The sequence below is a fragment of the Sphingomonas faeni genome (assembly GCF_003053745.1).
Lineage (GTDB): Bacteria > Pseudomonadota > Alphaproteobacteria > Sphingomonadales > Sphingomonadaceae > Sphingomonas > Sphingomonas faeni.
Window position 1 is genome coordinate 208,693 of sequence record NZ_QAYE01000009.1, and the last position, 25,337, is coordinate 234,029.

Sequence of the window (25,337 nt, forward strand, 5' to 3'; positions counted from 1 at the left end):
ATGAACGCCGTCACAGCCCGCATCGCCCAAGGCGTCACCTCGATCACGGCCGCGGACTGGGAGGCATGCTCCGGCACCGCTAACCCGTTCGTCGGCCACGCCTTCCTCTCCGCGCTCGAAGCGTCGAAGAGCGTCGGCGGCCGATCCGGCTGGCAGGCGCTGCCGGTGGTGGTCGACGGCCCCGACGGCAGGCCCGCCGCCATCGCACCCGCCTACGCCAAGAGCCACAGCCAGGGCGAATACGTCTTCGACCAAGGCTGGGCCGACGCGTGGGAGCGGGCAGGGGGGCAATATTACCCAAAGCTCCAGATCGCCGCGCCCTTCAGCCCGGTGCCGGGCCCGCGCCTGCTGCTCCGCGACCGCGACCAAGCCCCCGCGCTGATCGCCGCGCTGGAGGCGGTGACCGACCAGAGCGGGCTATCCTCCGCGCACGCCACCTTCATCGACCCCGACGAAGTCGCGCTCTTTAAGGCCGCCGGCTGGCTAATCCGCCAAGGCACGCAGTTCCACTGGAAGAACGACGGGTACGCCAGCTTCGACGACTTCCTCGCCGTGCTCGCCAGTCGCAAGCGCAAGGCGATCCGCAAGGAACGTGCTGCCGCCGTCGAAGGGCTGACGATCCGCCACCTTATCGGCGCCGAAATCACGCCCGATCATTGGGACGCGTTCTGGGTGTTCTACCAGGACACCGGTAGCCGCAAATGGGGCCAGCCCTACCTGACGCGCGCGTTTTTCGACCAGATCGGCAGGACGATGGGCGACCGCGTGCTCCTCATCCTCGCAGAGCGTGATGGCGTACCGATCGCCGGTGCGCTCAACCTGATCGGCGACGACACGCTCTACGGCCGTTATTGGGGCGCGACGGAGGAGGTGCCGTTCCTCCATTTCGAACTCTGCTATTACCAGGCGATCGACGCCGCCATCGCGCGGGGCTTGAAGACGGTCGAGGCCGGCGCACAGGGCGAACACAAGCTCGCGCGCGGCTATGCCCCGGTCGCGACCTATTCGGCGCACTACATCCCCGACCCGAACTTCCGCCGCGCGATCGCCGACTATCTGCTCCGCGAGCGCGAAGCCGTCGCCGAACAGCAGGAGTATCTCGGCGAGCTTACTCCGTTCCGGCGGGGCGAGCAGCAGCAACCCGGTTGACGCGGTACAACAGGCTGGTGCCATCGCGCCGGATCAGCGTCAGGTCGCGGACCAGTTTCGAATCGAACTTCGGCGGGTGGATCAGCCAGACATAATCGAACGCATCGCGCGGGAATTTCTGCAGCGCGACGCCGATCGGCCGCCAGAACTGGCCACGACACTTGATGTCGCTGACGATCTCAGACGGATCGTGCGCAAAGCCCTTCGCCGCCGGATACTGCGTCGTCATCAGCTGCGCGCCCGCCATCGACCACTGATCGTTGGTGAACGCCAGCCGCCGCTCCAGTAGCAGCGCGGGCACATGCTCGAGACGCGAATACGCCCAGTCGTCGCGACACCGTCGCCCGACGAACGACACGACGCGAGACCGCTCTGGCACCGTATCGATCGCCGCGATCGCCTGATCGTAGCTGCGATCGTACATCAGGTAACTGACCGTCGTCCCCGCCAGCCGTACGCCGAAGAACGCAAAGCCCAGCACCGCAAGTACAGCCGCGCCGCGCAGCGACAGGCCATGCCGCGGCCGCAGCGCAATCACCGCGATCCCGAGCATGAACGGCGCGAGCCGCATGTCGGCATAGGCCGAGCCGAACACGATCCGCGGCAGCAGCACGTAGACGATCGCCAGGAACAGCGCCGACAGGCTCAGGTTGCGCGAATATTCGATGGTCTGGTCGCGCACGCCGCGGAACAGGATCACGAACAGCACCGTGACCGACGCGATGTCGAACGTCATCCAGCGATCGCGCAGGACCATCGTGATCCAGTTCATCTTCCAGCGCCAGTTGAACCAGTCCTGCGTCTTGCCGCCGACATGATCACCCGAGCGCCAGACGATCATCATCACCATCGGCAGCGCCAGCGGCAGGCAGTTCAGCCCGGCCTGGATGCACGCCTTGAACCAGCCATGCGCCCAGCTTTTGGGATCGCTGTCGCGGCGGATGTCGTGCTGGCGGATCAGCTCGGCGGAGAAGGCGAGCACGCCCAGCACGCCCCAGCCGAACGTATGGCACAGCCACAACAGGCACGAGACGGGGACGAAGATGAGGGTCCGCAGCCGCCGCCGGTCGAGCCGCCCCATCCTTAGCCACAGCGCGAACAGGTTGAGCGCGAGCGCCATGCCGAGCGCGAAATTCACGAATCCGAACTGGAACGGATAGCTGTAGGCGAGCGGGAGCGCGAACAGCGCGGTCGCGGGGATTCGCCCATGCACCTCGCGCGCGATCCACAGCAGCCCGGTCACTGTCAGCGCCGGGATCGCCATCACGATCAGCTTCACCGCCAGCTGCAAGCCGAAGATCGGCGCGAGCGGCACGATCAGCAGGTCGATGCCGAGGTTGCCGATCATCTGCCAGCGGAAGTTATACCACTGATTCAACCAGGGATTGTCGGCGATCGCCAGCTGGACGCGGTACCGGCCCATATGCCCGGGCAGGTCGACCAGCGGCGGTATTTCCGGCCACAGCAACGGTATGATCGATGCGATCGCAACCGCGGCAACGAATGCGCGCGTCTGCCACCAATGCAGCTTTTCCCCCTGAGTAATCATATCGTCGAACCCTAGGGGCGGGTGGGCGCACTAGACAAGTGCGCGCACGACGAGTTGACGATCTTGGCCGCAAACTTCGGCATCGAACAGCTGTTCAACGGGGGACGAATTACTGGTCTCGCCGCCCCAGCAAGCGCAGCCGCAGCGCGTTCAGCTTGATAAAGCCGGCCGCATCGCGCTGGTCATAGGCGCCCTGATCGTCCTCGAACGTCACGACCTTCTCCGAATACAGTGAATTCGGCGACTTGCGGCCTACCACGTACACGCCACCCTTGTAGAGCTTCAGGCGAACGGTGCCCGATACCTTCTCCTGGCTGTGGTCGATCGCCGCCTGGAGCATCTCGCGCTCCGGCGAGAACCAGAAGCCGTTGTAGATCAGCTCGGCATAACGCGGTGCCAGCTCGTCCTTCAGATGCGCGGCGCCGCGGTCGAGCGTCAGCTGCTCGATGCCGCGGTGCGCCAAGTGATAGATCGTGCCACCGGGGGTCTCGTACATGCCGCGGCTCTTCATGCCGACGAAGCGGTTCTCGACGAGGTCGAGACGGCCGATGCCGTGGCGGCGGCCATAGTCGTTGAGCGTCGACAGCAGAGTGGCGGGGCTCATGCCCTCGCCGTTGATCGCGACGCCGTCGCCGCGCTCGAAATCGATCGTGATGTACTCGGGGACGTCGGGCGCGTCCTCGGGGTTCACCGTGCGCGAGTAGACATAGTCGGGGACCTCGTCCCACGGGTTCTCGAGCACAAGGCCTTCGCTCGATGTGTGCAGCATGTTCGCATCGGTCGAGAACGGCGCCTGACCGCGCTTGTCCTTGCTCACCGGGATCTGGTGCTGCTCGGCGAACTCGATCAGGCGCGTGCGGCTTGTCAGGTCCCATTCGCGCCACGGCGCGATGACCTTGATGTCGGGCGACAGCGCGTAATAGCCGAGCTCGAAGCGGACCTGGTCGTTGCCCTTGCCGGTCGCGCCGTGGCTGACCGCGTCGGCGCCGACCATCTTGGCGATCTCGATCTGGCGCTTGGCGATCAGCGGCCGCGCGATCGACGTGCCGAGCAGGTACAGCCCCTCGTACAGCGCGTTCGAGCGCATCATCGGGAACACGTAATCCCGCACGAACTCCTCGCGCAGGTCGTCGACGAAGATGTGCTCGGGCTTCACGCCCATCATCTCGGCCTTGGCGCGCGCCGGCTCGAGTTCTTCGCCCTGGCCGAGATCGGCGGTGAAGGTCACGACTTCGCAGTTATACGTCTGCTGGAGCCATTTCAGGATCACGCTCGTGTCCAGGCCACCGGAATAGGCGAGCACGACGCGGTTGATCTGATCGGTCACGGGCAGAATCCTTCGGGAATTTCCAATGCCCGCGCCCCTATGCGTTGAGGGCGCGGCATGCAACCGCGCGCGTTAATGGCGCGTACAACCGAACCGGTCTATTCGCGCCGCAAATCCTCTGGAGTTTACCCACCGTGCTACGCCAAAGCCTCACCCTTCTCGTCCTCGCCGGCCTCGCGACTCCGGCGCTCGCGCAGGAAACCCGCGCGTCCGCCTCGGCCAAGTTCAAGACCGAGTTCGCGGCGTCGGATACCGACAAGGACGGCGTGCTCACGCGCGCCGAAGTGCAGGCGCGGATCGGCAACATGAAGGTCGGCGGGCAGGGCCGTCCGGATCCGGTCCACGCCAAGCGTCTCGCCGACCTGTGGTTCACCAGCGCGGACAAGAACAAGGACGGCAAGGTCACGCAGGCCGAAGCCCAGGCGCTGCTCGCGGCGACCTTCGCGAAGTACGACGCGAACAAGGACGGCAAGATCGGCGGCGACGAGCGCGCCGCGGCGAAGGCCGACGTGCAGGGCCCGCGCTGAGCCCCAACTCTTCTTCGTCATCCCCGCGGAGGCGGGGACCCATATTGGCTGAAGTGTGCGGTTCTATCTCCGAGGCTAGCCAGTATGGGTTCCCGCCTTCGCGGGAATGACGGAGCGAACGGGCGGGCGTCAGCCCTCGCGCAAAGCCCGCTCACCCTCGAGCATGTAATCCCGCGTCAGCGGCAGCGTCATGCGGCTCTTCGACAGCTGGATCTGGTAATTGACCATCCCCCCGGTCCGGAACGCCGCCGCAGCCCCCGCCAGATAGAACGTCCACATCCGGTAGAACCGCTCGTCGTACAGCGCGACGATCGCGTCCTTCGCGGCCACGGTCCGATCATACCAGAGGTCGATCGTCAGCGCGTAATGCACGCGCAGCACCTCGATATCGGTCGGGAACATCCGCAGTCCCTCATACCCCTTCACGATCTCCGACAGGGCAGGGTTGTACCCGCCCGGGAAGATATACTTGGTCGTGAAGGTGTCGGTGACGCCCGGACCGCCCATCCGGCCGATCGTGTGGAGCAGCATCACGCCGTCGTCGGTCAGCAGGTCGCGGCACTTGCGGAAGAACGCCTTGTAGTGCGCGGGGCCGACATGCTCGAACATCCCGACCGAGACGATCCGGTCGAAACTGCCCGTCAGCGCGCGGTAGTCGATCAGCTCGAACTTCACCTTGTCAGCGACGCCGGCTTCCTCGGCACGGCGGCGGGCGACCTTCAACTGCTCCTCGGACAGCGTTACGCCCAGCACCTCGGCGCCGGTCTTCGCATGCAGGTACAGCGCCATGCCGCCCCAGCCGCAGCCGATGTCGAGCACGCGCATCCCCGGCTGGATCGCGAGCTTGGCAGCAATGTGCGCCTTCTTGTCGTCCTGCGCCTGCTCCAGGCTGTTGCCCGCGTCGGTGAAGTACGCGCAGGAATATTGCCGGTCCGCGTCGAGGAACAGGTCGTACAACCGATCCGACAGATCATAGTGATGCGCGACGTTCTTCTTCGACCGGCGCGCCATGTTCACGCGATCAACGCGGTGGACGACCTTGTCGAGCAGCTTGATCGGTAGTGAGGGATTGAGCCCACCGCCACGCTCCCACGGGCTGTTGCCCTTGAGCAGGTTGACCAGGTCCCGAATGTCGCCGCGTTCGATCACGAGGCGCCCATCCATGAACGCCTCCGCCGCGCCGAGCGCCGGGTGGCGGACGATCGCGCCCTCGACGCCGGGCTGGGTCAGCCGGATCGTGACCGGGTTATAGGCGGCATCGGGCTTGCCGAAATGCTTGGTGGTGCCGTCCGCGTGGATGAGCGTGAGTTCGCCGGTTTTAACCTGCCGAGCCAGGAAACGATCGAATAGGGCCATGTCGCGTTAGCTAATGACTGGTACGGAATTCCGCTACCCCTCGGGGCGGCTCAGATCCCCGCGTACCAGTCGTAATCGACGTTATCTTCCCAATACCCCCCCTTGCCCTTGCCGATCCCAGCGAGACTGGCCACCGCTTCGATCGCCATGACGTATTTGGCGTGCTTGTAGCCGAGCTGCCGCTCGACTCGCAGCCGGACGGGGGCACCGTGTGCGACGTCGAGCACCTGATCGTTCAACGCCCAAGCGAGGATCGTCTGCGGATGGAACGCATCGACCAGATCGACAGACTCGTAATAATTCGCGCCACCGAACAGGTCGGCGCAGGTGAACACGATGTAGCGCGCGGACTTCTGCAACCCGGCGGCGGTCAGCAGCGCGCCGAGCTTCGGCCCCTGCCATTTGCCGATCGCGCTCCAGCCCTCGACGCAATCATGCCGCGTGATCTGCGCACGCGACGGCATCTGGCGGAGTTGCGGGAGCGACACCGACAGCGGCCGATCGACCAGCCCGCCGACCTTGAGCCGGTAATCCGCGAAATTGTTGGCGACCATCGCGGTATACTCCGCGGTGCCCGGATTGCTCGTGCCGTTCGAGCGGAAGATCGGCGACATCTGCGCAGGGCTGAACTCGGGCGCCAGCGCGTTGCGGTTGGTCAGCGCGCGTTGCAACCCGCGGTTCATGTCCTCGCCCATGAACAGGATCTTCCGCGCCTCCGGGTTCGCGGCGATCTTGTCGCAGCCCGCCAGCAGCGCGCCTGCACCGATGCTCGCACCCATGACGAGCGAGCGGCGGGTGATCAGCGAGCTCATGCGACGTCCTCCGACGTGTGGGCGGGAACCTTCCAGCGCCCGGTACTCATCGACCTCACCTCGTTCCATGTCCCCGCCAGGATCACCAGCGCCAGATGCGCGATGATGAACAGCACCAGCCCGGTGGCAGCGATGAAGTGGATCGATCGCGCCGACTGCCGCCCGCCGAACACCTCGAGCAGCCACGGCCATGCCGCGTCCATCCCCGGCGACATCGTCAGCCCGGTCAGGATCATCACCGGGATCAGGACGAAGATCGTTACGACATACGAGAGCTTCTGAAGGATGTTGTACGCGCCCGGCTTCTTGGGGTCGTGAAAGCGGAACGCGAGATGCTCCTTCACGTCATGCACCACTTCGCGCGGCGACAGCTCGGCGGCCCGCACGCGGAGATCACGCTGGAAATGTTTGTTGATCAGGCTGACGATCATGAACCCGAGCAGCGCAAAAGCGAGCACCAGCGCGAACAGCAGGTGCCAGCGCCGCGACAGCGCCAGATTATAGCCCGCCGGGATCGTCAGCAGATTGAGCAGCGACACCAGCCAGCTCGGCCATTGGTCGAGCGTTGTCCACGCGGTATCGAAGTTCGCGCCGTATCGTCCCCAATACAGCCGCGGATGCGCCTTTAGGATGCCGATGCCGCTGCCGATCATGATGAACATCGTCACCACCGTCACCCAGTGCCAGACGCGCGTCGCCATCCGGTGGCGCTTGATGACAATCGGGGCAGTGGGATCGTTCATGCTCGACCTTCGCTATAGGCAGTCAGACCGTGACCTAGCAGGAATACATGTATGACCGAATGGCATTCTTACGAGCCCATAAACGGCCATCGCCTGCCGCACGATCCCCTCAACGCGATCGTCGCGCCGCGTCCGATCGGCTGGGTCAGCACGATGTCCGCAGACGGCGTGCCGAACCTCGCGCCGTACAGTTTCTTCAACCTGTTCAACTACGCCCCGCCGATCATCGGCTTCTCGTCGATGGGCTGGAAAGATAGCGTCGCCAATATCGAGGCGACCGGCGAGTTTGTCTGGAACCTCGTCACGCGCGATCTCGGCGAGGCGATGAACACGACGGCTGCGAACGTCGCCGCCGATGTCGACGAGTTCGCGCTCGCCGGACTGGAGATGGCCGCCTCGACGAAGGTCAAGCCGGCGCGGGTCGCCGCTTCGCGCGCGCAGTTCGAGTGCAAGCTCACGCAGCTGATCCGTCTTGAGACCAAGGAAGGCCGCGAGCTCGACCAGTGGCTGGTGCTCGGCGAGGCGGTCGCGATCCACATCGACTCCGCAATGCTGGAGGACGGTGTCTACCAGACCGCCCGCGCGAACCCGATCCTGCGCGGTGGCGGCCCCGCGGATTACTTTGCGATCACGGAGGATTCCTTGTTCAAGATGCGGCGGCCGGGCTGATAGAGGCGTATGTTGCGGCGCAGCATGTAGCGCCTCACCGACTTACGAAAGCGATACCCCATGAAACCTGTCGATACGCGCATGGCGCTGCTCGCGCTCGCCGTCGGCGGATTCGCGATCGGCACCACCGAGTTCGCGGCGATGAGCCTGTTGCCGCAGTTCGCGCGGGGACTGGGCATCGACGAGCCGACCGCGGGGCATGTCATCAGTGCCTATGCGCTCGGCGTGGTCGTGGGTGCGCCGACGATCGCAGTGCTGGCGGCAAAGATCGAGCGGCGGGTGCTGCTGATTGGGTTGATGACGTTTCTCGGGATCGCCAACGGCCTGTCCGCGCTCGCGCCGACCTATCACCTGATGCTGCTCGCCCGGTTCCTGAGTGGCCTGCCGCATGGCGCGTATTTCGGGGTCGGATCGCTGGTCGCGGCGTCGATGGTGCCGCGTGAGAAGCGGTCGCGGGCGGTGTCGCGGATGATGCTCGGACTGACGATCGCGACGATCGCGGGCGTGCCGCTGGCGAATGGCATCGGGCAGTGGTTCGGCTGGCGCTGGGGGTTCGGGATCGTCGCGATCATCGCGGCCGCGACGGTGGCGATGTTGTTTCGGTTCGCGCCGGTCCTTCGCCCTGCCAAGGATGCGAGCCCGCTCGGGGAACTGGCGGCGCTACGCAACGGGCAGGTGTGGCTGACGCTTGCCATCGGTGCGGTCGGGTTTGGCGGGATTTTCTGCGTCTACACCTATCTCGCCTCGACCTTGACCGAGGTCACGGGGGTGTCGTCCGCGTTCACACCGGTCGCGTTCGCGTTGTTCGGCATCGGGATGACGATCGGCACGTTGGTCTGCGCCAAGGCTGCGGACGTGGCGCTGATGCCGGCGGCGGGGATTACCTTGCTGTTCGGGGCAGGGGCGCTCGCGCTTTACGCGCCGGCGACGCCGCATCTTTGGGCGATGTTGCCAGTGATGGTGTTGATCGGCTGCGGGGGCGGTCTCTCGACGATCCTGCAGACGCGGCTGATGGACGTTGCGGAGGAGGCGCAGACCTTGGCCGCGGCGCTCAATCACTCCGCGTTCAATACGGCCAATGCGCTTGGGCCTTGGCTTGGTGGGCTGGCGATTGCGGGGGGGTATGGGTTGCCATCGACCGGCTGGGTCGGGACCGCGCTGGCGCTTGGCGGGTTTGCGATCTGGGCTGTGTCCTGGGGACTGGATCGCAAGCGGGTTTAAATGATGACCCGCTAACTATTGTCCTCCCGCGAAGGCGGGAGTCCAGTGTTACAGGCGGTGGCGCTGGTGGCTCCTGGACCCCCGCCTTCGCGGGGGAACGGTTGTAGCGGGCGCCCGGGTTATCCTAACCACTACCACCCCGGCGAAGGCCGGGGCCCAATTGGGGGACGGTGCTAACTAAGGACAGCGCTCCGTTACTGCAGCCTTGCCAATTGGGCCCCGGCCTTCGCCGGGGTGGTGCTCTTCAGTTCGTGTGATGTTCGTGGGTGCGGAGAGGGGCCATTCGGCAAGTCCGTCAGCCCCGACCGATCACCGCGCGATGTCGCGCTTGGCGAGCTGCTTGTTCAGCCCCAGTGCGATCAGCGTGAACACCGCGCCCGAGAACAGATACGCGCCGCTCGCTGCCAGACCCAGCTTGCTCGTCAGCAGCAGCGCTGCCAGCGGTGCGAACCCGGCACCGAACAGCCACGCCAGATCGGTCGTCAGCGCCGACCCCGTATAGCGATGCTGCGGCGACAGGCTCGAGGCGATCGCGCCCGAGGACTGGCCGAACGACAGGCCGAACAGCAGGAAGCCGATGCCCATGAACAGGCGCTCGCCGATCTCGCCTCCGTCGAGCAGCGACGGTGCGGCGATCGCGAACAGGGCGATCAGCACTGCGATCGTGCCCAGCATCGTGCGGCGTCCGAACCGGTCTGCGAGCAGCCCCGACACCAGCATCGCGCCGATCCCGATGATCGCGCCGATCACCTCGACCACGAGGAAGCGACCAGCCGATTCACGCGTGAACAGCACGACCCACGACAGCGGGAACACCGTGACCATGTGGAATAGCGCGAAGCTCGCCAGCGGCACGAACGATCCCAGCCAGATCGCCTTCCACTGCGACTGCACGGTCTCGACGACCGGTGCAGGCTCGAGCTCGCGCTTGGCGTACATCTCTTCGAACTCGGGCGTCACCACCAGGCGCAGGCGCGCGAACAGCGCGACGACGTTGATCGCGAACGCCACGAAGAACGGATAGCGCCAGCCCCACGAGAAGAAATCCTCGGTCGGCAACGCAGCGACGAAGAATGCGAACAGACCGCTGGCGACCAGCAGGCCGATCGGCGCACCCAACTGCGGCAGCATCGCGTACCAGCCGCGATGCTTTTCCGGCGAGTTCAGCGACAGCAGCGAGGCGAGACCATCCCACGCGCCGCCAAGCGCGACGCCCTGGCCGATACGCAGCAGCGCGAGGATCGCGACCGACCAGTTGCCGACTTGGTCATAGCCGGGGATGAACCCCATCGCGACCGTTGAGGTGCCGAGCAGGAAGATCGAGATCGTCAGCTTGACGCTGCGGCCATAGGCGCGATCGACCGCGATGAAGATGACCGTGCCGATCGGCCGGGCGAAGAATGCCAGCGCGAACACCGCGAACGAATAGAGCGTGCCCTGCAACCGGTCGACGTACGGGAACACCAGCGTCGGGAACACCAGCACCGAAGCGATCGCGAACACGAAGAAGTCGAAGAATTCCGAGGTGCGGCCGATCACCACGCCGATCGCGATCACGCCCGGCGTGACGTGCTCGCCGTCGCTGTGGATACTGCGAGCATCGGCTTCGAAGCTCGTCTCGGGGACTGTATTTGCACTCATTCTTCAACTCGCTCTTCAGGGCGCGAACCCGATGATACGCTGTTCCGGCGGATGCGGGCAGATATATTCCGCGCCAATCTCCCGCGCCCAATGCGGGCAGGGGTGATCTATGCTACTCCGGGCGACGATAAAGCCATGCCGATGTTGCAGTGCAGCGCCCATTGGACAAATTGTCCACTGTAGCGCGGCGAAAGCGAGGCGTAGGGGATCCGCATGATCGTTGAGAAAACCGTTTCCCGCGCGAAAAAATGGCTGGCCGTGCTGCCGCTTGCGCTGCTCACCAGCGGCTGCAACTGGGTCGTGATGTCGCCTTCGGGCGATATCGCAGTGCAACAGCGCGATCTCGTGCTGATCGCGACCGGTCTGATGCTGTTGATCATCGTGCCGGTGATCATCCTCACGCTGCTGTTCGCGTTCCGGTATCGCCAGTCGAACAAGACCGCGAAGTACGAGCCCAATTGGGATCACTCGGTCGGCCTCGAGCTGCTGATCTGGGGTATTCCCCTGCTGATCATCATCGCGCTCGGCGCGCTGACCTGGACCAGCACGCATCTGCTCGATCCGTATCGCCCGCTCGGCCGGATCAAGCCTGATTCTCCGACGCTCGCGAACAACGTGCCGGTCGGCAATCTGGTCGACAAGCAGCAGGCGGGCAACGGTCCGAACGGCGCCGGCAAGCCGCTCGAGGTGCAGGTCGTCGCGCTCGATTGGAAGTGGCTCTTCATCTATCCGGAATACGGCATCGCCACGGTCAACGAACTGGCCGCGCCGGTCGATCGCCCGATCCGTTTCCAGATGACTTCGTCGTCGGTGATGAACGCGTTCTACATCCCTGCGCTCGCCGGCATGATCTACACGATGCCCGGCATGCAGACGACGCTGAACGCGGTGATCAACAAGCCCGGCAACTATGAGGGCTTCTCGTCCAACTATAGCGGCGCAGGCTTCTCGGGGATGCGCTTCCGCTTCCACGGCGTCAGCGACGCGGGCTTCGATGCCTGGATCAACCAGGTCAAGCAGCGGGGGGGCGGTCTCAATCGTGCAAGCTATCTCCAGCTGGAGAAGCCGAGCGAGAAGGTCCCGGTCCGCTATTACAATGCGGTCGAGGCGAACATGTTCAAGCTGGTCGTCGAGCAGTGCGTCCAGCCCGGCAAGGTCTGCATGTCGCAGATGATGCACGGCGGCAAAGGCGGGGGGGACTCGCACGCCGGCATGGCGATGCCCGGGGTCAATGGCGGCAAGGGCCCGCAGGACACCGGTCATCCCGAAGGCGCCCTGATGAAGGACGCGGACGAAAAGGGAAGCGGCAACCACTGGACCGCGCCGGCCGACATAAAACAGGACGGCGCCAACAGCGCCCCCGGCTCGCAGTCCAACCGCAATCACACGATGCTGACCCCCTCCACCATGCCGGGCACGCGCCCCGTCGCGAACGGCTAGAGAAACCATCATGAACGACACCCTGTTGAAGACTATCTTCGGCCGCCTGACCCTGGAGTCGCTGCCGCTGCACGAACCGATCGTCGTCGCCACCTTCGCGATGGTGGCGATCGGCGGGCTCGGTCTCGTCGCCGCGCTGACCTATTTCAAGGTCTGGGGCTATCTCTGGAACGAGTGGTTCACGAGCGTGGACCACAAGAAGATCGGGATCATGTACATGATCCTGGCGATCGTCATGCTGCTGCGCGGGTTCTCCGACGCGATCATGATGCGCGCACAGCAGGCGATGGCGTTCAACGGTTCCGAAGGATACCTGACCGCGCACCACTACGACCAGGTCTTCACCGCGCACGGCGTGATCATGATCTTCTTCGTGGCGATGCCGATGGTCACGGGCCTGATGAACTATGTCGTCCCGCTCCAGATCGGCGCGCGCGACGTGTCGTTCCCGTTCCTTAACAATTTCAGCTTCTGGATGACCACGGCCGGTGCCGTGATCGTCATGATGTCGCTGTTCATCGGCGAGTTCGCGCGGACCGGCTGGCTCGCGATGCCGCCCCTCTCGGGACTGGCCTATTCGCCCGACGTCGGTGTCGATTACTATATCTGGGCCTTGCAGATCGCGGGTATCGGAACGCTGTTGTCCGGCGTCAATCTGGTCGCGACCATCGTCAAGATGCGCGCGCCCGGCATGACCATGATGAAGATGCCGATCTTCACCTGGACGTCGCTCTGCACCAACATCCTGATCGTCGCCGCCTTCCCGGTGCTGACCGCGGTTCTCGCGATGCTGTCGCTCGATCGCTACATCGGCACTGCGTTCTTCACGAATGACTCGGGCGGCAACCCGATGATGTACGTCAACCTGATCTGGATCTGGGGTCACCCCGAGGTCTACATCCTGGTCCTGCCGGCGTTCGGCATCTTCTCGGAAGTCACCTCGACCTTCTCGGGCAAGCGCCTCTTCGGCTACAGCTCGATGGTCTATGCGACGCTCGTCATCACGATCCTCGCCTACCTCGTCTGGCTGCACCACTTCTTCACGATGGGCTCGGGCGCGAGCGTGAACTCGTTCTTCGGCATCACCACGATGATCATCTCGATCCCGACCGGGGCCAAGATCTTCAACTGGCTGTTCACGATGTACAAGGGGCGGATCCGGTTCGAACTGCCGATGATGTGGACGATCGCCTTCATGGTGACCTTCACGATCGGCGGCATGACCGGCGTGCTGCTCGCCGTGCCGCCTGCCGATTTCGTGCTGCACAACTCGCTGTTCCTTGTCGCGCATTTCCATAACGTGATCATCGGCGGCACGCTGTTCGGCATGTTCGCCGGCATCAACTACTGGTTCCCGAAGGCGTTCGGCTTCAAGCTGGACAAGAAGTGGGGCACGGTATCGTTCTGGTGCTGGGTGGTCGGCTTCTACTTCGCGTTCATGCCGCTCTACGTGCTCGGCCTGATGGGCGTGACTCGCCGGATGCGCTATTTCGACGATCCGAACCTGCAGATCTGGTTCGTCATCGCCGCCTTCGGTGCAGCCCTGATCGCGGCCGGTATCGGTGCCTTCCTGCTCCAGATCTTCGTCAGCATCCGCAACCGCGAGGCGCTGGCCGATCACAGCGGCGACCCGTGGAACGGTCGCACGCTGGAGTGGGCGACCTCGTCGCCGCCGCCGGAGTACAACTTCGCGTTCACGCCGATCGTCCACGACCTGGACGCCTGGTACGACATGAAGGATCGCAAGCACGAGCGGCCCGTGACCGGCTTCAAGTCGATCCACATGCCGAGCGGCACCGGCACGGGCGTCGTGCTCGCCGGCCTCAGCGTGGCGTTCGGGTTTGCGATGATCTGGTACATCTGGTGGCTCGCAGGGCTGGCACTCGCCGGCATCTTCGCGACGACGATCTTCCACACCTTCAACTACAAGCGCGACTTCCACATCCCGGTCGAGGACGTGATCGCCAGCGAGGACGCGCGCACTCGCCAGCTCGCGACCCAGGGAGCCTGACGCGATGTCCGCAATACCCATGAAGGATGGCCTGAACGAGACCGAGAAGGTCTCGTTCTACGACATCGAGGAGCACGAGCATCCCGACGGCGCCAGCACGATGCTGGGCTTCTGGATGTACCTGATGAGCGACTGCCTTATCTTCGCGGTGCTGTTCGCGGCGTACGCCGTGCTCGGCAACAGCTATGCCGGCGGTCCCAGCCCGAAGGAGATCTTTGAGCTGCCGCTGGTGGCGGTGAACACCGCGATGCTGCTGTTCTCGTCGATCACGTACGGCTTCGCGATGCTGTCGATGGAGGAAGGTCGCCAGCGCGTCATGCAGATGTGGCTGGTCTTCACCGGCCTGTTCGGCCTCGCGTTCCTGTCTATCGAAATGTACGAGTTCGCCAACCTCATCCATGAGGGTGCAGGCCCGACCCGCAGCGCGTTCCTGTCGTCGTTCTTCACGCTCGTCGGCACGCACGGCCTCCACGTCACGATGGGCCTGATCTGGCTCGTCACGCTGATGGTCCAGGTCCAGAAGCACGGGCTTATCGCGGCGAACAAGCGCCGCCTCATGTGCCTCAGCATGTTCTGGCATTTCCTCGACGTCATCTGGATCGGCGTCTTCACCTTCGTCTATCTGATGGGCACCCTGCGATGAGCGACCCCCAAGCACCGGCGAACAATCCGCACGCCGATCACGACCATGACAATGGCGCAGCACACGGCACGCGTGGCAGCTACCTCAAGGGGTTCTTCCTCTCGGTCATCCTGACCGCGATCCCGTTCTGGGCCGTCATGACCGGCGCGTTCAAGGATCCGTCGACCGCAGCGCTCGTCGTGATGGTGTTCGCGGTCGCGCAGATCGTCGTCCACATGATCTACTTCCTGCACATGAGCGGCAAGTCGGAGGGCGGCTGGACGATGATGGCGCTGATCTTCACGATCATCCTCGTCGTCATCACGCTCAGCGGATCGATCTGGGTGATGTACCACATGAACACGAACATGATGCCGATGCAGGCCGCGGCGGATATGTGATGAACACGCGACCGGGCCCTGCCGTCTATGTCGCAGGCCTGGTCGCGCTGCTGCTGTTCGCCGGGTTCATGGCGCTCGGCATCTGGCAGGTCGAGCGCCGCGCCTGGAAGCTCAACCTGATCGAACAGGTCGCGGCGCGCTCTCACGCCGCGCCGGTCGCCCCGCCGGGGCCCGCGTCCTGGGGCACGATCACCGCCACCACCGACGCCTATCGCCGTATCCGGCTCGACGGCACCTTCGATAACAATCGCGAGACGCTGGTCCGCGCCGCCACCGCGCTCGGCAGCGGTTATTGGGTCGTGACGCCCTTGCGGACCACGCAAGGTTTCATCGTCCTAATTAACCGCGGCTACGTGTCACCCGAGCAACGTGCAGCGCATACCAAGCCGACCGGCCCGGTCGCGATCACCGGCTATCTCCGCATCAGCGAGCCCGGCGGCGGCTTCCTGCGTCACAACGACCCCGCCACCGGCAAATGGTACTCGCGCGACGTCGCCGCGATCGCCAAGGCGCGCGGTCTCTCGAACGTCGCGCCCTATTTCGTCGACGCGGACAAGTCCGGCACCGCTGCCCCCGTCGGCGGCCTGACGATCATCGCCTTCCCGAACAACCACCTCGTCTACATGCTGACTTGGTTCGCGCTCGCCGCCATGACGATCGGTGCGTTCGTCGTCTTCGTCCGCCAGGATGCGCGGAAGCGGCGGGGGGCGGAATGACCTCGGAGGCACGCCAGGGCTGGCAGCGCTGGCTGGCGCTCGCCACCGCGCGCACCGACGCGACCGGCAACGCCAACATGCGCCAGCTCGTGACGCTGCGCTGGATCGCGGTCGCAGGCCAGTTCGTCACCATATTGTTCGCGCGCTTCGGTCTTGGCTTCGACCTCCCTCTGGTCCCGATGATGGCCGCGCTCGCCGCAGCAGTCGGCCTTAATCTTGCGAGCATGCCACTCTACGGCTGGCGCAAGGGCGCGAACATCCAGCTGCTGCTCGCGCTCCTGTTCGACGTCGGCCTGCTCACCACACAGCTCTATCTCGCCGGCGGCGCGACCAACCCGTTCATCTCGCTCTACCTGCTCCACGTCGTGCTCGGCGCGGTGTTGCTCGATCGCTGGTCGAGCTGGGCGATCGTCGCCGTCACCGCCGCGTGTTTCGGCGTGCTCACGCTCTATTACCGCCCGCTGATCCTGCCCCCCGATTACAGCGGCGAGTATTTCCTGCTCTACACGATCGGCTCGCTGCTCTGCTTCATGCTGATCGCGACGCTGCTCATGCTCTTCATGACCCGCATCACCGGAAACTTGCGCGCGCGCGACACGCGCCTCGCCGACCTTCGCCAGCAGGCCGCGGAGGAGGATCACATCGTCCGCATGGGCCTTTTGGCTTCCGGCGCCGCGCACGAACTCGGCACGCCTCTGGCATCGATAGCCGTGATCCTCGCCGACTGGCGCCGCATGCCGACGCTCGCGCAGGACGTCGACTTGCAAGCCGAGATCGTCGAGATGCAATCCGAGGTCCAGCGCTGCAAGGCGATCGTCACCGGCATTTTGCTCTCGGCCGGCGAAGCACGCGGCGAAGCGCCCGAGATCATGCCGCTCCACCAGCTCCTCGACGGGATCGTCGACGAATGGCGCGCGGTGCACCCGTCGGTCGATTTCGACTATACCACCCGAGTCGGCGACGATCCGCAGGTCGTGTCCGACCCCGCGCTCAAACAGGTGATCGCCAACGTGCTCGACAACGCCGCCGAAGCTTCGCCGCACTGGGTCGCATTCCGCGGCGAACGCACCGACGGCGACCTCGCGCTGATCGTCCGCGACCGCGGCCCCGGCTTCAGCGACGAACGGCTTGCAAGTTTCGGCAAACCCTACCAGTCGAGCAAGCGCGAACCCGGTCATGGCCTCGGCCTGTTCCTTGCGGTCAACGTCATGCGCAAGCTTGGCGGCGGTGTGTCGGTGGTGAACTGCGAAGGCGGCGGCGCGGAAGTCACGATCCGGATGCCCCTGTCTGCGATCGCCCTGTCGTGACAAGCACCGTGACGGACGCCATGACCGAACCCAAACTCCTGGCCATCGTCGAAGACGACGAGACGTTCGCCCGCACGCTTCGCCGCTCATTCGAACGCCGCGGCTACGAGGTGATGCAGGCGGCCAGCCACGAGGAACTCGTCGAGCAACTCGCCGAACGCACGCCCCGTTACGCGGTCGTCGACCTGAAGCTCGGCGGCGCGTCCGGCCTGGTCTGCGTCCAGACGCTCCACGCACACGACCCCGAGATCCTGGTCGTCGTCCTCACCGGCTTCGCCAGCATCGCCACCGCGGTCGAGGCGATCAAGCTCGGGGCGTCGCACTACCTCGTCAAACCCTCGAACACCGACGACATCGAGGCCGCGTTCGACCGCACCGAAGGCAGCGTCGACACCGAACTCTCCGAGCGCCCGACCTCGATCAAGACGCTCGAATGGGAGCGTATCCACACCACGCTCGCCGAAACCGACTTCAACATCTCCGAGACCGCGCGCCGCCTCGGCATGCACCGCCGCACGCTCGCGCGGAAACTCGAGAAGCGCCCGGTAAAATAGCGGCAACGCTTGGCCGAGGGCGCGCGTTGTCGTTCGATGCCAGCGCCAAAACCCTCACGACTCTGGCAGCCAAAGCGACTGCTCGCGACCCCGTCCGCGCTGACGTGGGAGCACGGTGCCGAGATTGCCGCGCGTGCAACCGCGCTGGGCGTACCCGTCACGACGCTACCGAGCGACCGCCTCAAGCTCGACTTCCCCGACGATTCCCGCCGCGCCTATGCCGAAGCCAAGGCGACGCTGGCGCTCGTCGTCGCGCCACCCTCGAAACGCAAGCTCCAGCCGATCGCCCCCAGCGCGGACTGGCGGATCGACCTCGCCGAGGGCTGCCCCGCGCATTGCGGCTATTGTTACCTCGCCGGCTCGCTCAAGGGGCCGCCCATCACGCGCGTCTACGCAAACCTGCCCGAGATTCTTGCCGAACTCCCCGCGCACCTCGGCCAAGGCACCGTCACGTCGCGCTCGACCGCCCGCGCGCATGAGGGCACGACGTTCGAAGCGTCCTGCTACACCGACCCGCTCGGCATCGAGCACGTTACCGGATCGCTCTCCGCGCTGATCGCGCATTTCGGCGCCTGGGAAGCCGACGTGCAGTTGCGCTTCACCACCAAGTTCGACGCAGTCGAGCCATTGCTGACGCTAGACCACCGCGGCCGCACCCGCATGCGCGCCTCGATCAACCCCGCCGCGTATGCCCGGTTCGAGGGCGGCACCAGCCCCGTCTCCGCCCGGCTGGTCGCGCTACGGAAAATGGCGGATGCAGGCTACAAGATCGGCCTGACGGTCGCGCCGATCATCGCAGCCGAAGGTTGGCGCGAGGCGTATGGCGACTTGCTCGCCGAGGCGGGCAGGGTGCTCGCCGACGTCCCCGACGTGACGATCGAACTGATCACCCACCGCTACACCCCCGGATCGAAGGCGGTGCTCGAAACCTGGTACCCCGGCTCGTCGCTCGATCTCAGCATGGCCAACCGCACCGAAAAGCGGACCAAGTTCGGCTCGGTCAAATACGTCTACGACGCCGACACGATGCGCGCGCTCCGCAGCTTCTTCCAGGATGAGATCGCCGCCAAGCTCCCGCAGGCGCGCATACTCTATTGGACGTGACCGCCGCGCCAACCGGCAACGCAGCGTTGCCATTCGCGGCCTTCCGGTCGCCGTCACCGCCGCCTACCTCGAGACCATGACATACGCCCGCCAGCCAACGCTCTTCATCCCGCACGGTGGCGGGCCCTGTTTCTTTATGGATGACCCCGCCGGGAACTGGACCGGCATGGCCGCGTACCTCCGGTCGATCGCCGCCTCGCTGCCCGAAAAGCCCAAGGCGATCCTTGTCGTCTCCGGCCACTGGGAAACGCGCGGCTTCGCGTTCACCGGCGCCGCAACGCCGCCGCTGATCTACGATTACGGCGGCTTCCCGGCGCATACCTACGAGATCCGCTACGACGCGCCCGGCGATCCCGTCTTGGCCACCCGCGCCGCCGACCTGCTCCGCAGCGCCGGCCTGACCGCCACCGTCGATCCGACGCGCGGCCTCGATCACGGCGTCTTCATCCCCATGAAGGTCGCCTTCCCCGACGCCGACATCCCGGTCGTCGAGATGTCGGTCGACCGCGATCTAGACCCGGCACTCCACGCCGCCGCCGGCCGCGCACTCGCCCCGCTGCGCGACGACGGCATCCTGCTTGTCGGCTCGGGCATGAGCTTCCACAACATGCGCGGCTACGGCGACCCGCGTTTCACCGCGCCGTCCGAAGCCTTCGATCAATGGCTCACCGCCGCAGTCGAGTCCGAACCGACCGCCCGGGCGGAAGCGCTAGCCGGCTGGGCAGAAGCCCCCGCCGGCCGCCTCTCGCATCCCCGAGAGGAGCACCTGCTACCGCTGATGGTCGCCGCCGGCGCTTCCGACCAGCCCGGTACGCAGGTCTACAACGAGCGCGTGCTGCAAACCGCAATCTCCGGCTACCGCTTCAACTAAAGGAAACTCCATGGCTCTTCCCGTCCTGCTCGCGATCTCCGGCAGCCTGCGCCGCGGCTCGTACAATACCGCGATCCTGACCACGCTTGGCGAAGCGATCACTGACAAGGCAGCGCTGACGGTCTTCGCGCTGAGCGATGTGCCCCTCTACGACCAAGACGCCGACACCTACACGCCCCCCGCCGCCGTCGCAGCCCTGCGCGCGGCAATCGGCGCGGCCGATGGGATCATCATCGCCTCCCCCGAATACAACCACGGCATCTCTGGCGTCCTGAAGAACGCGCTCGACTGGGCCTCGCGACCGCACGGCAAGGCGACGCTTACGGGCAAGCCGGTCTTCACGCTCACCGCGTCGCCCGGCGCAGTCGGCGGCGCACGCGCCCACGCGCAACTGAACGAGACGCTGGCCTCGATCGGCGCCCGCACCGTCCTGCGCCCACAAGCCGTCGTTGGCGCCGTGCACGAGAAGATCGCCAACGGTCGCCTGACCGATCAGCGCACGCTCGACTTCCTCGTCGACGGGGTAGACGATCTGCTCGCCGACATCGCCCGCCCCACCGCCGCCGACCGCGAGGCCTCCTGACATGCGCCAAATCCTCAACCAATATCCCGCACAGCGCGACGACATCGCCGACCTGGGGACACGACGCCCGCTCCCGAGGCCCGGCCTGGCGCAGGTCGATCCGTTCCTGTTTCTCAACCATCACGGCCCGCAGACCTATCGCCCCGGCAACAACGGCCTCCCGTTCGGCCCGCACCCGCACCGCGGCTTCGAGACGGTGAGCTTCATCCTCGAGGGCGAGATGGCGCATCTCGACAGCGGCGGCCACGAAAGCGTGATCCGCGCGGGCGGCATCCAGTGGATGACCGCCGGCTCGGGCCTGATCCACGCGGAAATCTCGCCGGCATCGTTCAAGCGCGACGGCGGTCCGCTGGAGATCTTGCAACTCTGGGTCAACCTCCCCGGTCGGCTCAAGATGACCAAGCCCGCCTATACCGGTCTCCAACGCGAGGACATTCCCGCGATCCCGGTCGACGGCGGCAACGTGAACCTGATCTCCGGCACGTTTGCCGGACGACAGGGCCCGTTCGAATCCCTGACCGACGTCGCGATGATGACCGTCGAACTCGAAGCCGGCGCCAAGGTCGACCTGCCAGCCCCAACCGGCCGCGCGGTCTTCTTCTACGTCGTGGCCGGCTCGCCCTCGGCCAACGGCACACCGATCAAGCCGCACCATCTCGCCACGTTCGGCAACGAGGGCGACACGATCACCGTCACGACCGAAGCCCCCGCCACGATCCTCTACGGCCACGCCGACCCGATCGGCGAGCCCGTCGTCTCCCACGGTCCCTTCGTCATGAACACCCGCGAAGAAATCGTCCGCGCGATCGAGGACTATAATGCCGGCCTGTTCGGCAAGCCGCCCGTCATCCGCTAGGGCGCCTTGCGCACCGGGGGTAGCGCGGCACAGATGTCGGCGCCCCCGGCAGGCACCGTGAAGAACGGCCCCGCTCGGTTCTCGCGCGAGGCGATCCACGCCACGAACCGCGCATTGTCCGCCGCGCGATAATCGAAATGCGGTCGCTCGGCGGCGGGCAGTTCGCTCGCGAGCCGAGCGGACACGATCGGGCTGCGCTCCCCCTCGGTCTTGTAGAACCCCAGATCCCCCGTCCCGCGCGGCAACGACGACAGCCACTCGACCCCGTCGATCACACGTCCGACCACCGCGATGTTCCGGTCGAGCGCACGCGGCGAATGCCCGATCACGGTATACAGCTCAGCGCCACTCCCCGTGCTCGGCGCCAGATCGCGTGCGACGCCGACCATCCCGTAGCAATGCGGCACCCACTCGGTCGCGCCATTGCCCGCGAGCGGCCACCCGTCGCGACTATACCCCGCCCATTCGGCATAAGGATCGCGTTGCGACAGCCGCGCCACCGTCGTCGGCCCGGCATGCGAATATTCCGCCGGTGGATTCGCGACGACGCCCGCGATCAACGGCTTCTTCTCCGTCGCATCACCCCATTGCGCGACGTAATTGTCCTGCAAACGGTACACGCTCGTCCCAGCATCCCACCAATGCGCCCGCGCCAACTTGCGTATGTTCGCCACGTGAACAGGCGCATATTGAGGCGCGAGCCGCACCGTGAACCGGTGCCCATTGGCCAGCGTGAACACCACCAGCTCGTCGTCCGGCACAGCAACCCAGTCCGCCGGCACCGGATCGGACGGGAGCGTCGCGGCGACCGGAACGGCCTGCGCAAGCATGGCGGCGAGAAGGATATTCAACATCCCCGCAGACTGCCCGAGGCCGTCCCCGCACGCAATCGCTTGCGCGCGGGAGAAACCCGCACTAGCAGACCCGCTTCCAGAGCAATGCGGAGCGGTGGCCGAGTGGTCGAAGGCGCTCGCCTGGAAAGTGAGTATACGTCAAAAGCGTATCGTGGGTTCGAATCCCACCCGCTCCGCCACCACCCTCGTTTTTCCCGTTCTTTCCTGGCCTCCGGGCTTGATTAAGGGCGGTTCTCTGTCGGTTTCGCATGACTGTGGGACGAGCGGTACGTTTGCGTCTGCTTACCGAATGTCCGCAGCAGGCACGTCCACTAGCCCATCCGGGCCGTCCAGAACGGGGGCCGTTGAAGTAATGAACCACTGCCTGGATCTGCCATTAAAAATGTCGCTAACAAAACGCGTTGGGCGATGCAGGGTGTCCCGGGCAAAGGCTCTTGAGATTGTGTGATCGGCTCGTGCGGGGCATTGTCGCCGAAGAATCGCTCAGGGAGTGTAACGCTATGAACCGACTGCTCGCCGCCTTGACCTGTATCGTCGCGTTTGGCGCTACCGGGGTGGGGGCACAATCCGTTGCCCCCTCGAAGGACATCGCTGCCGTGCTCGCATCGCCGACGCGAACGCCGGCGAACCGCGCGCGCGATCGCTATCGTCACCCGGCCCAGACTTTGGCCTTTTTCGGCGTAAAGCCGACACAGACGATCGTCGAGTTCCTGCCGGCGGGCGGCTGGTATGCGGAGATCCTCGCGCCGCTGGTCAAGGGCCGGGGGCACTATGTCGCGCTGGTGCCGACCACGCAGGCCGAGCGCACCCGCAGCGCCTTTGCCGCGAAGACCGCGGAGTACGGCGTGACGCAGGTCGCGACGATCGACTTCAAGACCGGAGCGTCCTCGATCCCGGCGGGCAGCGCGGATGTGCTGCTGACGTTCCGTAACGTCCATAACCTCTTGATGCAGGACGACCCCGCCGTCGCAGGCCGCGTGTTCAAGGCGTTCTATGCGGCGCTCAAGCCGGGCGGCGTGCTCGGCGTCGTCGATCATCGCCTGCCGGAGGAAATGGACACGGCGCGCGAGAAGACGAGCGGCTACATCAAGCGATCGACGGTCGTTCGGCTGGCGCAGGAGGCGGGCTTCGCGCTTGCCGCAGAATCGCGGATCAACGCCAACCCCAAGGATACGCACGATCATCCGGAAGGCGTCTGGACGCTGCCGCCGAGCTATCGATTGAAGGACGTCGATCACGCCAAATATGCTGCGATCGGCGAGAGCGACCGGTTCACGCTACGGTTCGTAAAGGCGCGCTGATCGCACGGGTTCGCGGGCCGACAACCGGCGTGCCGAAGGCGTTTTGACTCTGCGGGCAGCGGCGAAGACCAGCTTATGAAGGCCCGCCTGGGATCGGGTACGGCTCGGCATCGTTACCTCAGTTATGCCCGCGAGCGTCCTCTGGCGAGCATGACTGAAGGGCCGATGCCGATGCCGATGCCGATGAACGCTGCCGATGTCTTCACGACGCTGGACGTCGAGTTGAAGCCCGATCCGTCGCGCACCGTGATCCGGCCGTTCAGCTTCGGCTATCCGAAAGCGTTCGAGGCGGACCGCCCGCCACGCAGCCAGGTCGTCGTGGACCGCGTCCAGGCGCTGGACGATACGATGCGCCAAAGGATGCGCGACCTGCTGCTGACCCCCATGCGCGAGCGCCACCGCAACGCCGAGCAGGTCCTGCTGCGTCGTTTCGATGAGGTACGGCAGGACATAGGGGACGGCGACTTCAACGAGGACGAACGGCTGATCATCGGCGCCTATTTCAGCCAGGAATACGCGTTCGAATCCGCCGCGCTCTTCAACCCCAGCATCGTTTCACTGACGGATGAAGAGCCGTCCGTGCCGGGCGCGGTTCGCTTCGTCATGTCGCTGCGAGGCATTGGCGAGGGTCATATCTCGTCGATCACGTTCCGCACCGGCGAATGGGGACCGGGCGATCGGCTGGTGATCGATCCGGCCAGCGCACACGGCGTCCCGCCGCGCATCGAGCGGCAGGATGACGGGTGGGTCCGCCTGCTCTGCGAAGACAGCCGGGATGCGTCCGAGACCGTCATTTTTCCGGTGTTGCCGAGCCAGCGACAGGGCATCGAGGATCTGCGGCTGGTCAACTTCACCGATCACGACGGGGTCCGCAGCGTCATCGGCACGTACACCGCGTTCGACGGCAAGGACGCGCGCCAGGAAATCCTGCGCGGGGTCGACCTGCGCCGGGTCGAGATGAGGGCGCTTGCCGGCGCCATGACCGGCTACAAGGGAATGGCGCTGTTCCCTCGGCGGATCGACAACCAGTTCGTGATGCTGGGCCGCCAGGACAGCGAGAATATCTGGCTGCTGCGATCGGACGATCTCTACACGTGGGAAACCGGAACGCCGATCATGGCGCCGAGATATCCCTGGGAGTTCGTGCAGCTGGGCAATTGCGGATCGCCGATCGAGATCGACGAGGGCTGGCTGGTGTTCACGCACGGCGTCGGCATGGTCCGGGGATATTGCATCGGTGCCTGCCTGCTCGACAAGGACGATCCGACGAAGGTGCTTGCCCGCACGGCATCGCCGTTGCTGTTTCCCAGCGCAGAGCAACGCGGGGGCTATGTGCCGAACGTGACCTATAGCTGCGGTGCGCTGATCCGGGATCGCCGCATCTTGCTGCCTTACGCGATCGGCGACGAGTATTCGGCGTTTGCCGTGGGAGACGTGGATGACCTGCTGTCCGTGATGACAGCCGACTGATGTGTCGGCGTGGCAACGGGGAGGGCCTGGTACGTCAGCGCTGGGCGTAATCGGCGTGTGAGCCTTACAAGGTGAAGCACGCCGACGGGCACGGACGATGATCAGCGAGGCGGCGCCGGACATCGTGACGAGGTCTGTTGCGGCCTTCCGGTTCGTATCGAGACCCTGTCTGCCACCGATGCAACCTAGGGCCAGAGGGACGCAAATCCCTCGAAAGCCCATTTCGTTGCCATCGATGGCTGGGGTTGGAGCA

The 25,337-nt window shown here is 65.3% G+C and carries 24 protein-coding genes and 1 tRNA gene; 18 read left to right on the plus strand and 7 right to left on the minus strand.

Features of this window, described 5'->3' with window-relative positions; all coding sequences use genetic code 11:
* A complete protein-coding gene (locus tag C8J25_RS16870) occupies window positions 1-1,149 on the plus strand; it encodes a GNAT family N-acetyltransferase (protein ID WP_107955577.1) in 1,149 nt (382 codons plus the stop codon).
* On the opposite strand, the gene C8J25_RS16875 is transcribed toward C8J25_RS16870, so the two are convergent.
* Together C8J25_RS16875 and C8J25_RS16880 are read right to left on the minus strand one after the other, a co-directional pair.
* Complete coding sequence (locus C8J25_RS16875; protein ID WP_208622622.1) at window positions 1,109-2,698, minus strand: hypothetical protein; 1,590 nt, start codon at window positions 2,696-2,698, stop codon at window positions 1,109-1,111. The genes C8J25_RS16870 and C8J25_RS16875 overlap by 41 nt on opposite strands.
* A 109-nt stretch (window positions 2,699-2,807) precedes the next feature.
* A complete protein-coding gene (locus C8J25_RS16880) occupies window positions 2,808-4,025 on the minus strand; it encodes an argininosuccinate synthase (protein WP_107955533.1) in 1,218 nt (405 codons plus the stop codon).
* Between the two features lie 134 nt (window positions 4,026-4,159).
* Here C8J25_RS16880 and C8J25_RS20355 point away from each other — a divergent pair, with 134 nt between their 5' ends.
* Window positions 4,160-4,552 carry an EF-hand domain-containing protein gene (locus C8J25_RS20355; RefSeq protein WP_146173370.1) on the plus strand — a complete coding sequence of 131 codons (393 nt, stop codon included), beginning with the start codon at window positions 4,160-4,162 and terminating at the stop codon, window positions 4,550-4,552.
* 129 nt (window positions 4,553-4,681) lie between these two features.
* Here the strand turns inward: C8J25_RS20355 and C8J25_RS16890 are convergent, their stop codons facing one another.
* Genes C8J25_RS16890 through C8J25_RS16900 form a run of 3 tightly spaced genes read right to left on the minus strand, consistent with a single transcriptional unit; the run spans window position 4,682 to window position 7,463 of the window.
* Complete coding sequence (locus tag C8J25_RS16890; protein WP_107955534.1) at window positions 4,682-5,908, minus strand: SAM-dependent methyltransferase; 1,227 nt, start codon at window positions 5,906-5,908, stop codon at window positions 4,682-4,684.
* Between the two features lie 50 nt (window positions 5,909-5,958).
* Window positions 5,959-6,720 carry a molybdopterin-dependent oxidoreductase gene (locus C8J25_RS16895; RefSeq protein ID WP_107955535.1) on the minus strand — a complete coding sequence of 254 codons (762 nt, stop codon included), beginning with the start codon at window positions 6,718-6,720 and terminating at the stop codon, window positions 5,959-5,961.
* Window positions 6,717-7,463 (minus strand): cytochrome b/b6 domain-containing protein, encoded by a 747-nt coding sequence (locus C8J25_RS16900; RefSeq protein WP_244187172.1) that lies wholly within the window; start codon window positions 7,461-7,463, stop codon window positions 6,717-6,719. The genes C8J25_RS16895 and C8J25_RS16900 overlap by 4 nt, the downstream gene beginning before the upstream one ends.
* Before the next feature lie 51 nt (window positions 7,464-7,514).
* Here C8J25_RS16900 and C8J25_RS16905 point away from each other — a divergent pair, with 51 nt between their 5' ends.
* Both C8J25_RS16905 and C8J25_RS16910 read left to right on the plus strand, forming a co-directional pair.
* The gene (locus tag C8J25_RS16905; RefSeq protein ID WP_107955537.1) at window positions 7,515-8,132 is read left to right on the plus strand and encodes a flavin reductase family protein; all 618 of its coding nucleotides are present in this window, start codon (window positions 7,515-7,517) and stop codon (window positions 8,130-8,132) included.
* Between the two features lie 60 nt (window positions 8,133-8,192).
* Window positions 8,193-9,353, plus strand: a complete 1,161-nt coding sequence (locus tag C8J25_RS16910) for an MFS transporter (protein WP_107955538.1) — start codon at window positions 8,193-8,195, stop codon at window positions 9,351-9,353.
* 309 nt (window positions 9,354-9,662) lie between these two features.
* Here C8J25_RS16910 and C8J25_RS16915 read toward each other — a convergent pair whose 3' ends face one another.
* The gene (locus C8J25_RS16915) at window positions 9,663-10,994 is read right to left on the minus strand and encodes an MFS transporter (protein ID WP_107955539.1); all 1,332 of its coding nucleotides are present in this window, start codon (window positions 10,992-10,994) and stop codon (window positions 9,663-9,665) included.
* A gap of 213 nt (window positions 10,995-11,207) precedes the next feature.
* Between C8J25_RS16915 and C8J25_RS16920 the strand changes: the two genes are divergently transcribed.
* From C8J25_RS16920 to C8J25_RS16970, 11 genes are all read left to right on the plus strand, one after another.
* Complete coding sequence (locus C8J25_RS16920; RefSeq protein ID WP_107955540.1) at window positions 11,208-12,434, plus strand: ubiquinol oxidase subunit II; 1,227 nt, start codon at window positions 11,208-11,210, stop codon at window positions 12,432-12,434.
* Between the two features lie 10 nt (window positions 12,435-12,444).
* Window positions 12,445-14,445, plus strand: a complete 2,001-nt coding sequence (cyoB, locus tag C8J25_RS16925; protein ID WP_107955541.1) for a cytochrome o ubiquinol oxidase subunit I — start codon at window positions 12,445-12,447, stop codon at window positions 14,443-14,445.
* 19 nt (window positions 14,446-14,464) lie between these two features.
* Window positions 14,465-15,088: a cytochrome o ubiquinol oxidase subunit III gene (cyoC, locus tag C8J25_RS16930; RefSeq protein WP_093400566.1), complete on the plus strand. Its 624-nt coding sequence runs from the start codon at window positions 14,465-14,467 to the stop codon at window positions 15,086-15,088.
* Window positions 15,085-15,468, plus strand: a complete 384-nt coding sequence (cyoD, locus tag C8J25_RS16935) for a cytochrome o ubiquinol oxidase subunit IV (RefSeq protein WP_056063531.1) — start codon at window positions 15,085-15,087, stop codon at window positions 15,466-15,468. The genes cyoC and cyoD overlap by 4 nt, the downstream gene beginning before the upstream one ends.
* Window positions 15,468-16,184, plus strand: a complete 717-nt coding sequence (locus C8J25_RS16940) for an SURF1 family protein (RefSeq protein WP_107955542.1) — start codon at window positions 15,468-15,470, stop codon at window positions 16,182-16,184. Before cyoD ends, C8J25_RS16940 begins: the two co-directional genes overlap by 1 nt.
* On the plus strand, window positions 16,181-17,491 hold the full coding sequence (locus C8J25_RS16945) for an ATP-binding protein (RefSeq protein WP_107955543.1): 1,311 nt from the start codon (window positions 16,181-16,183) through the stop codon (window positions 17,489-17,491). Before C8J25_RS16940 ends, C8J25_RS16945 begins: the two co-directional genes overlap by 4 nt.
* Before the next feature lie 20 nt (window positions 17,492-17,511).
* The gene (locus tag C8J25_RS16950) at window positions 17,512-18,045 is read left to right on the plus strand and encodes a response regulator transcription factor (protein WP_056490014.1); all 534 of its coding nucleotides are present in this window, start codon (window positions 17,512-17,514) and stop codon (window positions 18,043-18,045) included.
* 36 nt (window positions 18,046-18,081) lie between these two features.
* Window positions 18,082-19,149, plus strand: coding sequence for a spore photoproduct lyase family protein (locus C8J25_RS16955; RefSeq protein WP_107955544.1), 1,068 nt, complete (start codon window positions 18,082-18,084; stop codon window positions 19,147-19,149).
* A 76-nt stretch (window positions 19,150-19,225) separates the two neighbouring features.
* Window positions 19,226-20,020 carry a DODA-type extradiol aromatic ring-opening family dioxygenase gene (locus C8J25_RS16960; protein WP_107955545.1) on the plus strand — a complete coding sequence of 265 codons (795 nt, stop codon included), beginning with the start codon at window positions 19,226-19,228 and terminating at the stop codon, window positions 20,018-20,020.
* A gap of 10 nt (window positions 20,021-20,030) precedes the next feature.
* The gene (locus C8J25_RS16965) at window positions 20,031-20,603 is read left to right on the plus strand and encodes an NADPH-dependent FMN reductase (RefSeq protein ID WP_107955546.1); all 573 of its coding nucleotides are present in this window, start codon (window positions 20,031-20,033) and stop codon (window positions 20,601-20,603) included.
* 1 nt (window position 20,604) lies between these two features.
* Window positions 20,605-21,459: a pirin family protein gene (locus C8J25_RS16970; protein ID WP_107955547.1), complete on the plus strand. Its 855-nt coding sequence runs from the start codon at window positions 20,605-20,607 to the stop codon at window positions 21,457-21,459.
* Here C8J25_RS16970 and C8J25_RS16975 read toward each other — a convergent pair.
* Window positions 21,456-22,313 carry a peptidylprolyl isomerase gene (locus C8J25_RS16975; RefSeq protein WP_107955548.1) on the minus strand — a complete coding sequence of 286 codons (858 nt, stop codon included), beginning with the start codon at window positions 22,311-22,313 and terminating at the stop codon, window positions 21,456-21,458. The two genes, C8J25_RS16970 and C8J25_RS16975, sit on opposite strands and share 4 nt — an antisense overlap.
* Before the next feature lie 88 nt (window positions 22,314-22,401).
* On the opposite strand from C8J25_RS16975, the gene C8J25_RS16980 reads away from it, so the two are divergent.
* The 3 genes from C8J25_RS16980 (at window position 22,402) to C8J25_RS16990 (ending at window position 25,084) form a co-directional block, all read left to right on the plus strand.
* A tRNA-Ser gene (locus C8J25_RS16980) sits at window positions 22,402-22,492 on the plus strand.
* 321 nt (window positions 22,493-22,813) lie between these two features.
* Window positions 22,814-23,614, plus strand: coding sequence for a class I SAM-dependent methyltransferase (locus C8J25_RS16985; RefSeq protein ID WP_107955549.1), 801 nt, complete (start codon window positions 22,814-22,816; stop codon window positions 23,612-23,614).
* A gap of 183 nt (window positions 23,615-23,797) precedes the next feature.
* Window positions 23,798-25,084 carry a glycoside hydrolase family 130 protein gene (locus C8J25_RS16990; protein ID WP_107955579.1) on the plus strand — a complete coding sequence of 429 codons (1,287 nt, stop codon included), beginning with the start codon at window positions 23,798-23,800 and terminating at the stop codon, window positions 25,082-25,084.
* Window positions 25,085-25,337 lie beyond the last annotated feature (253 nt).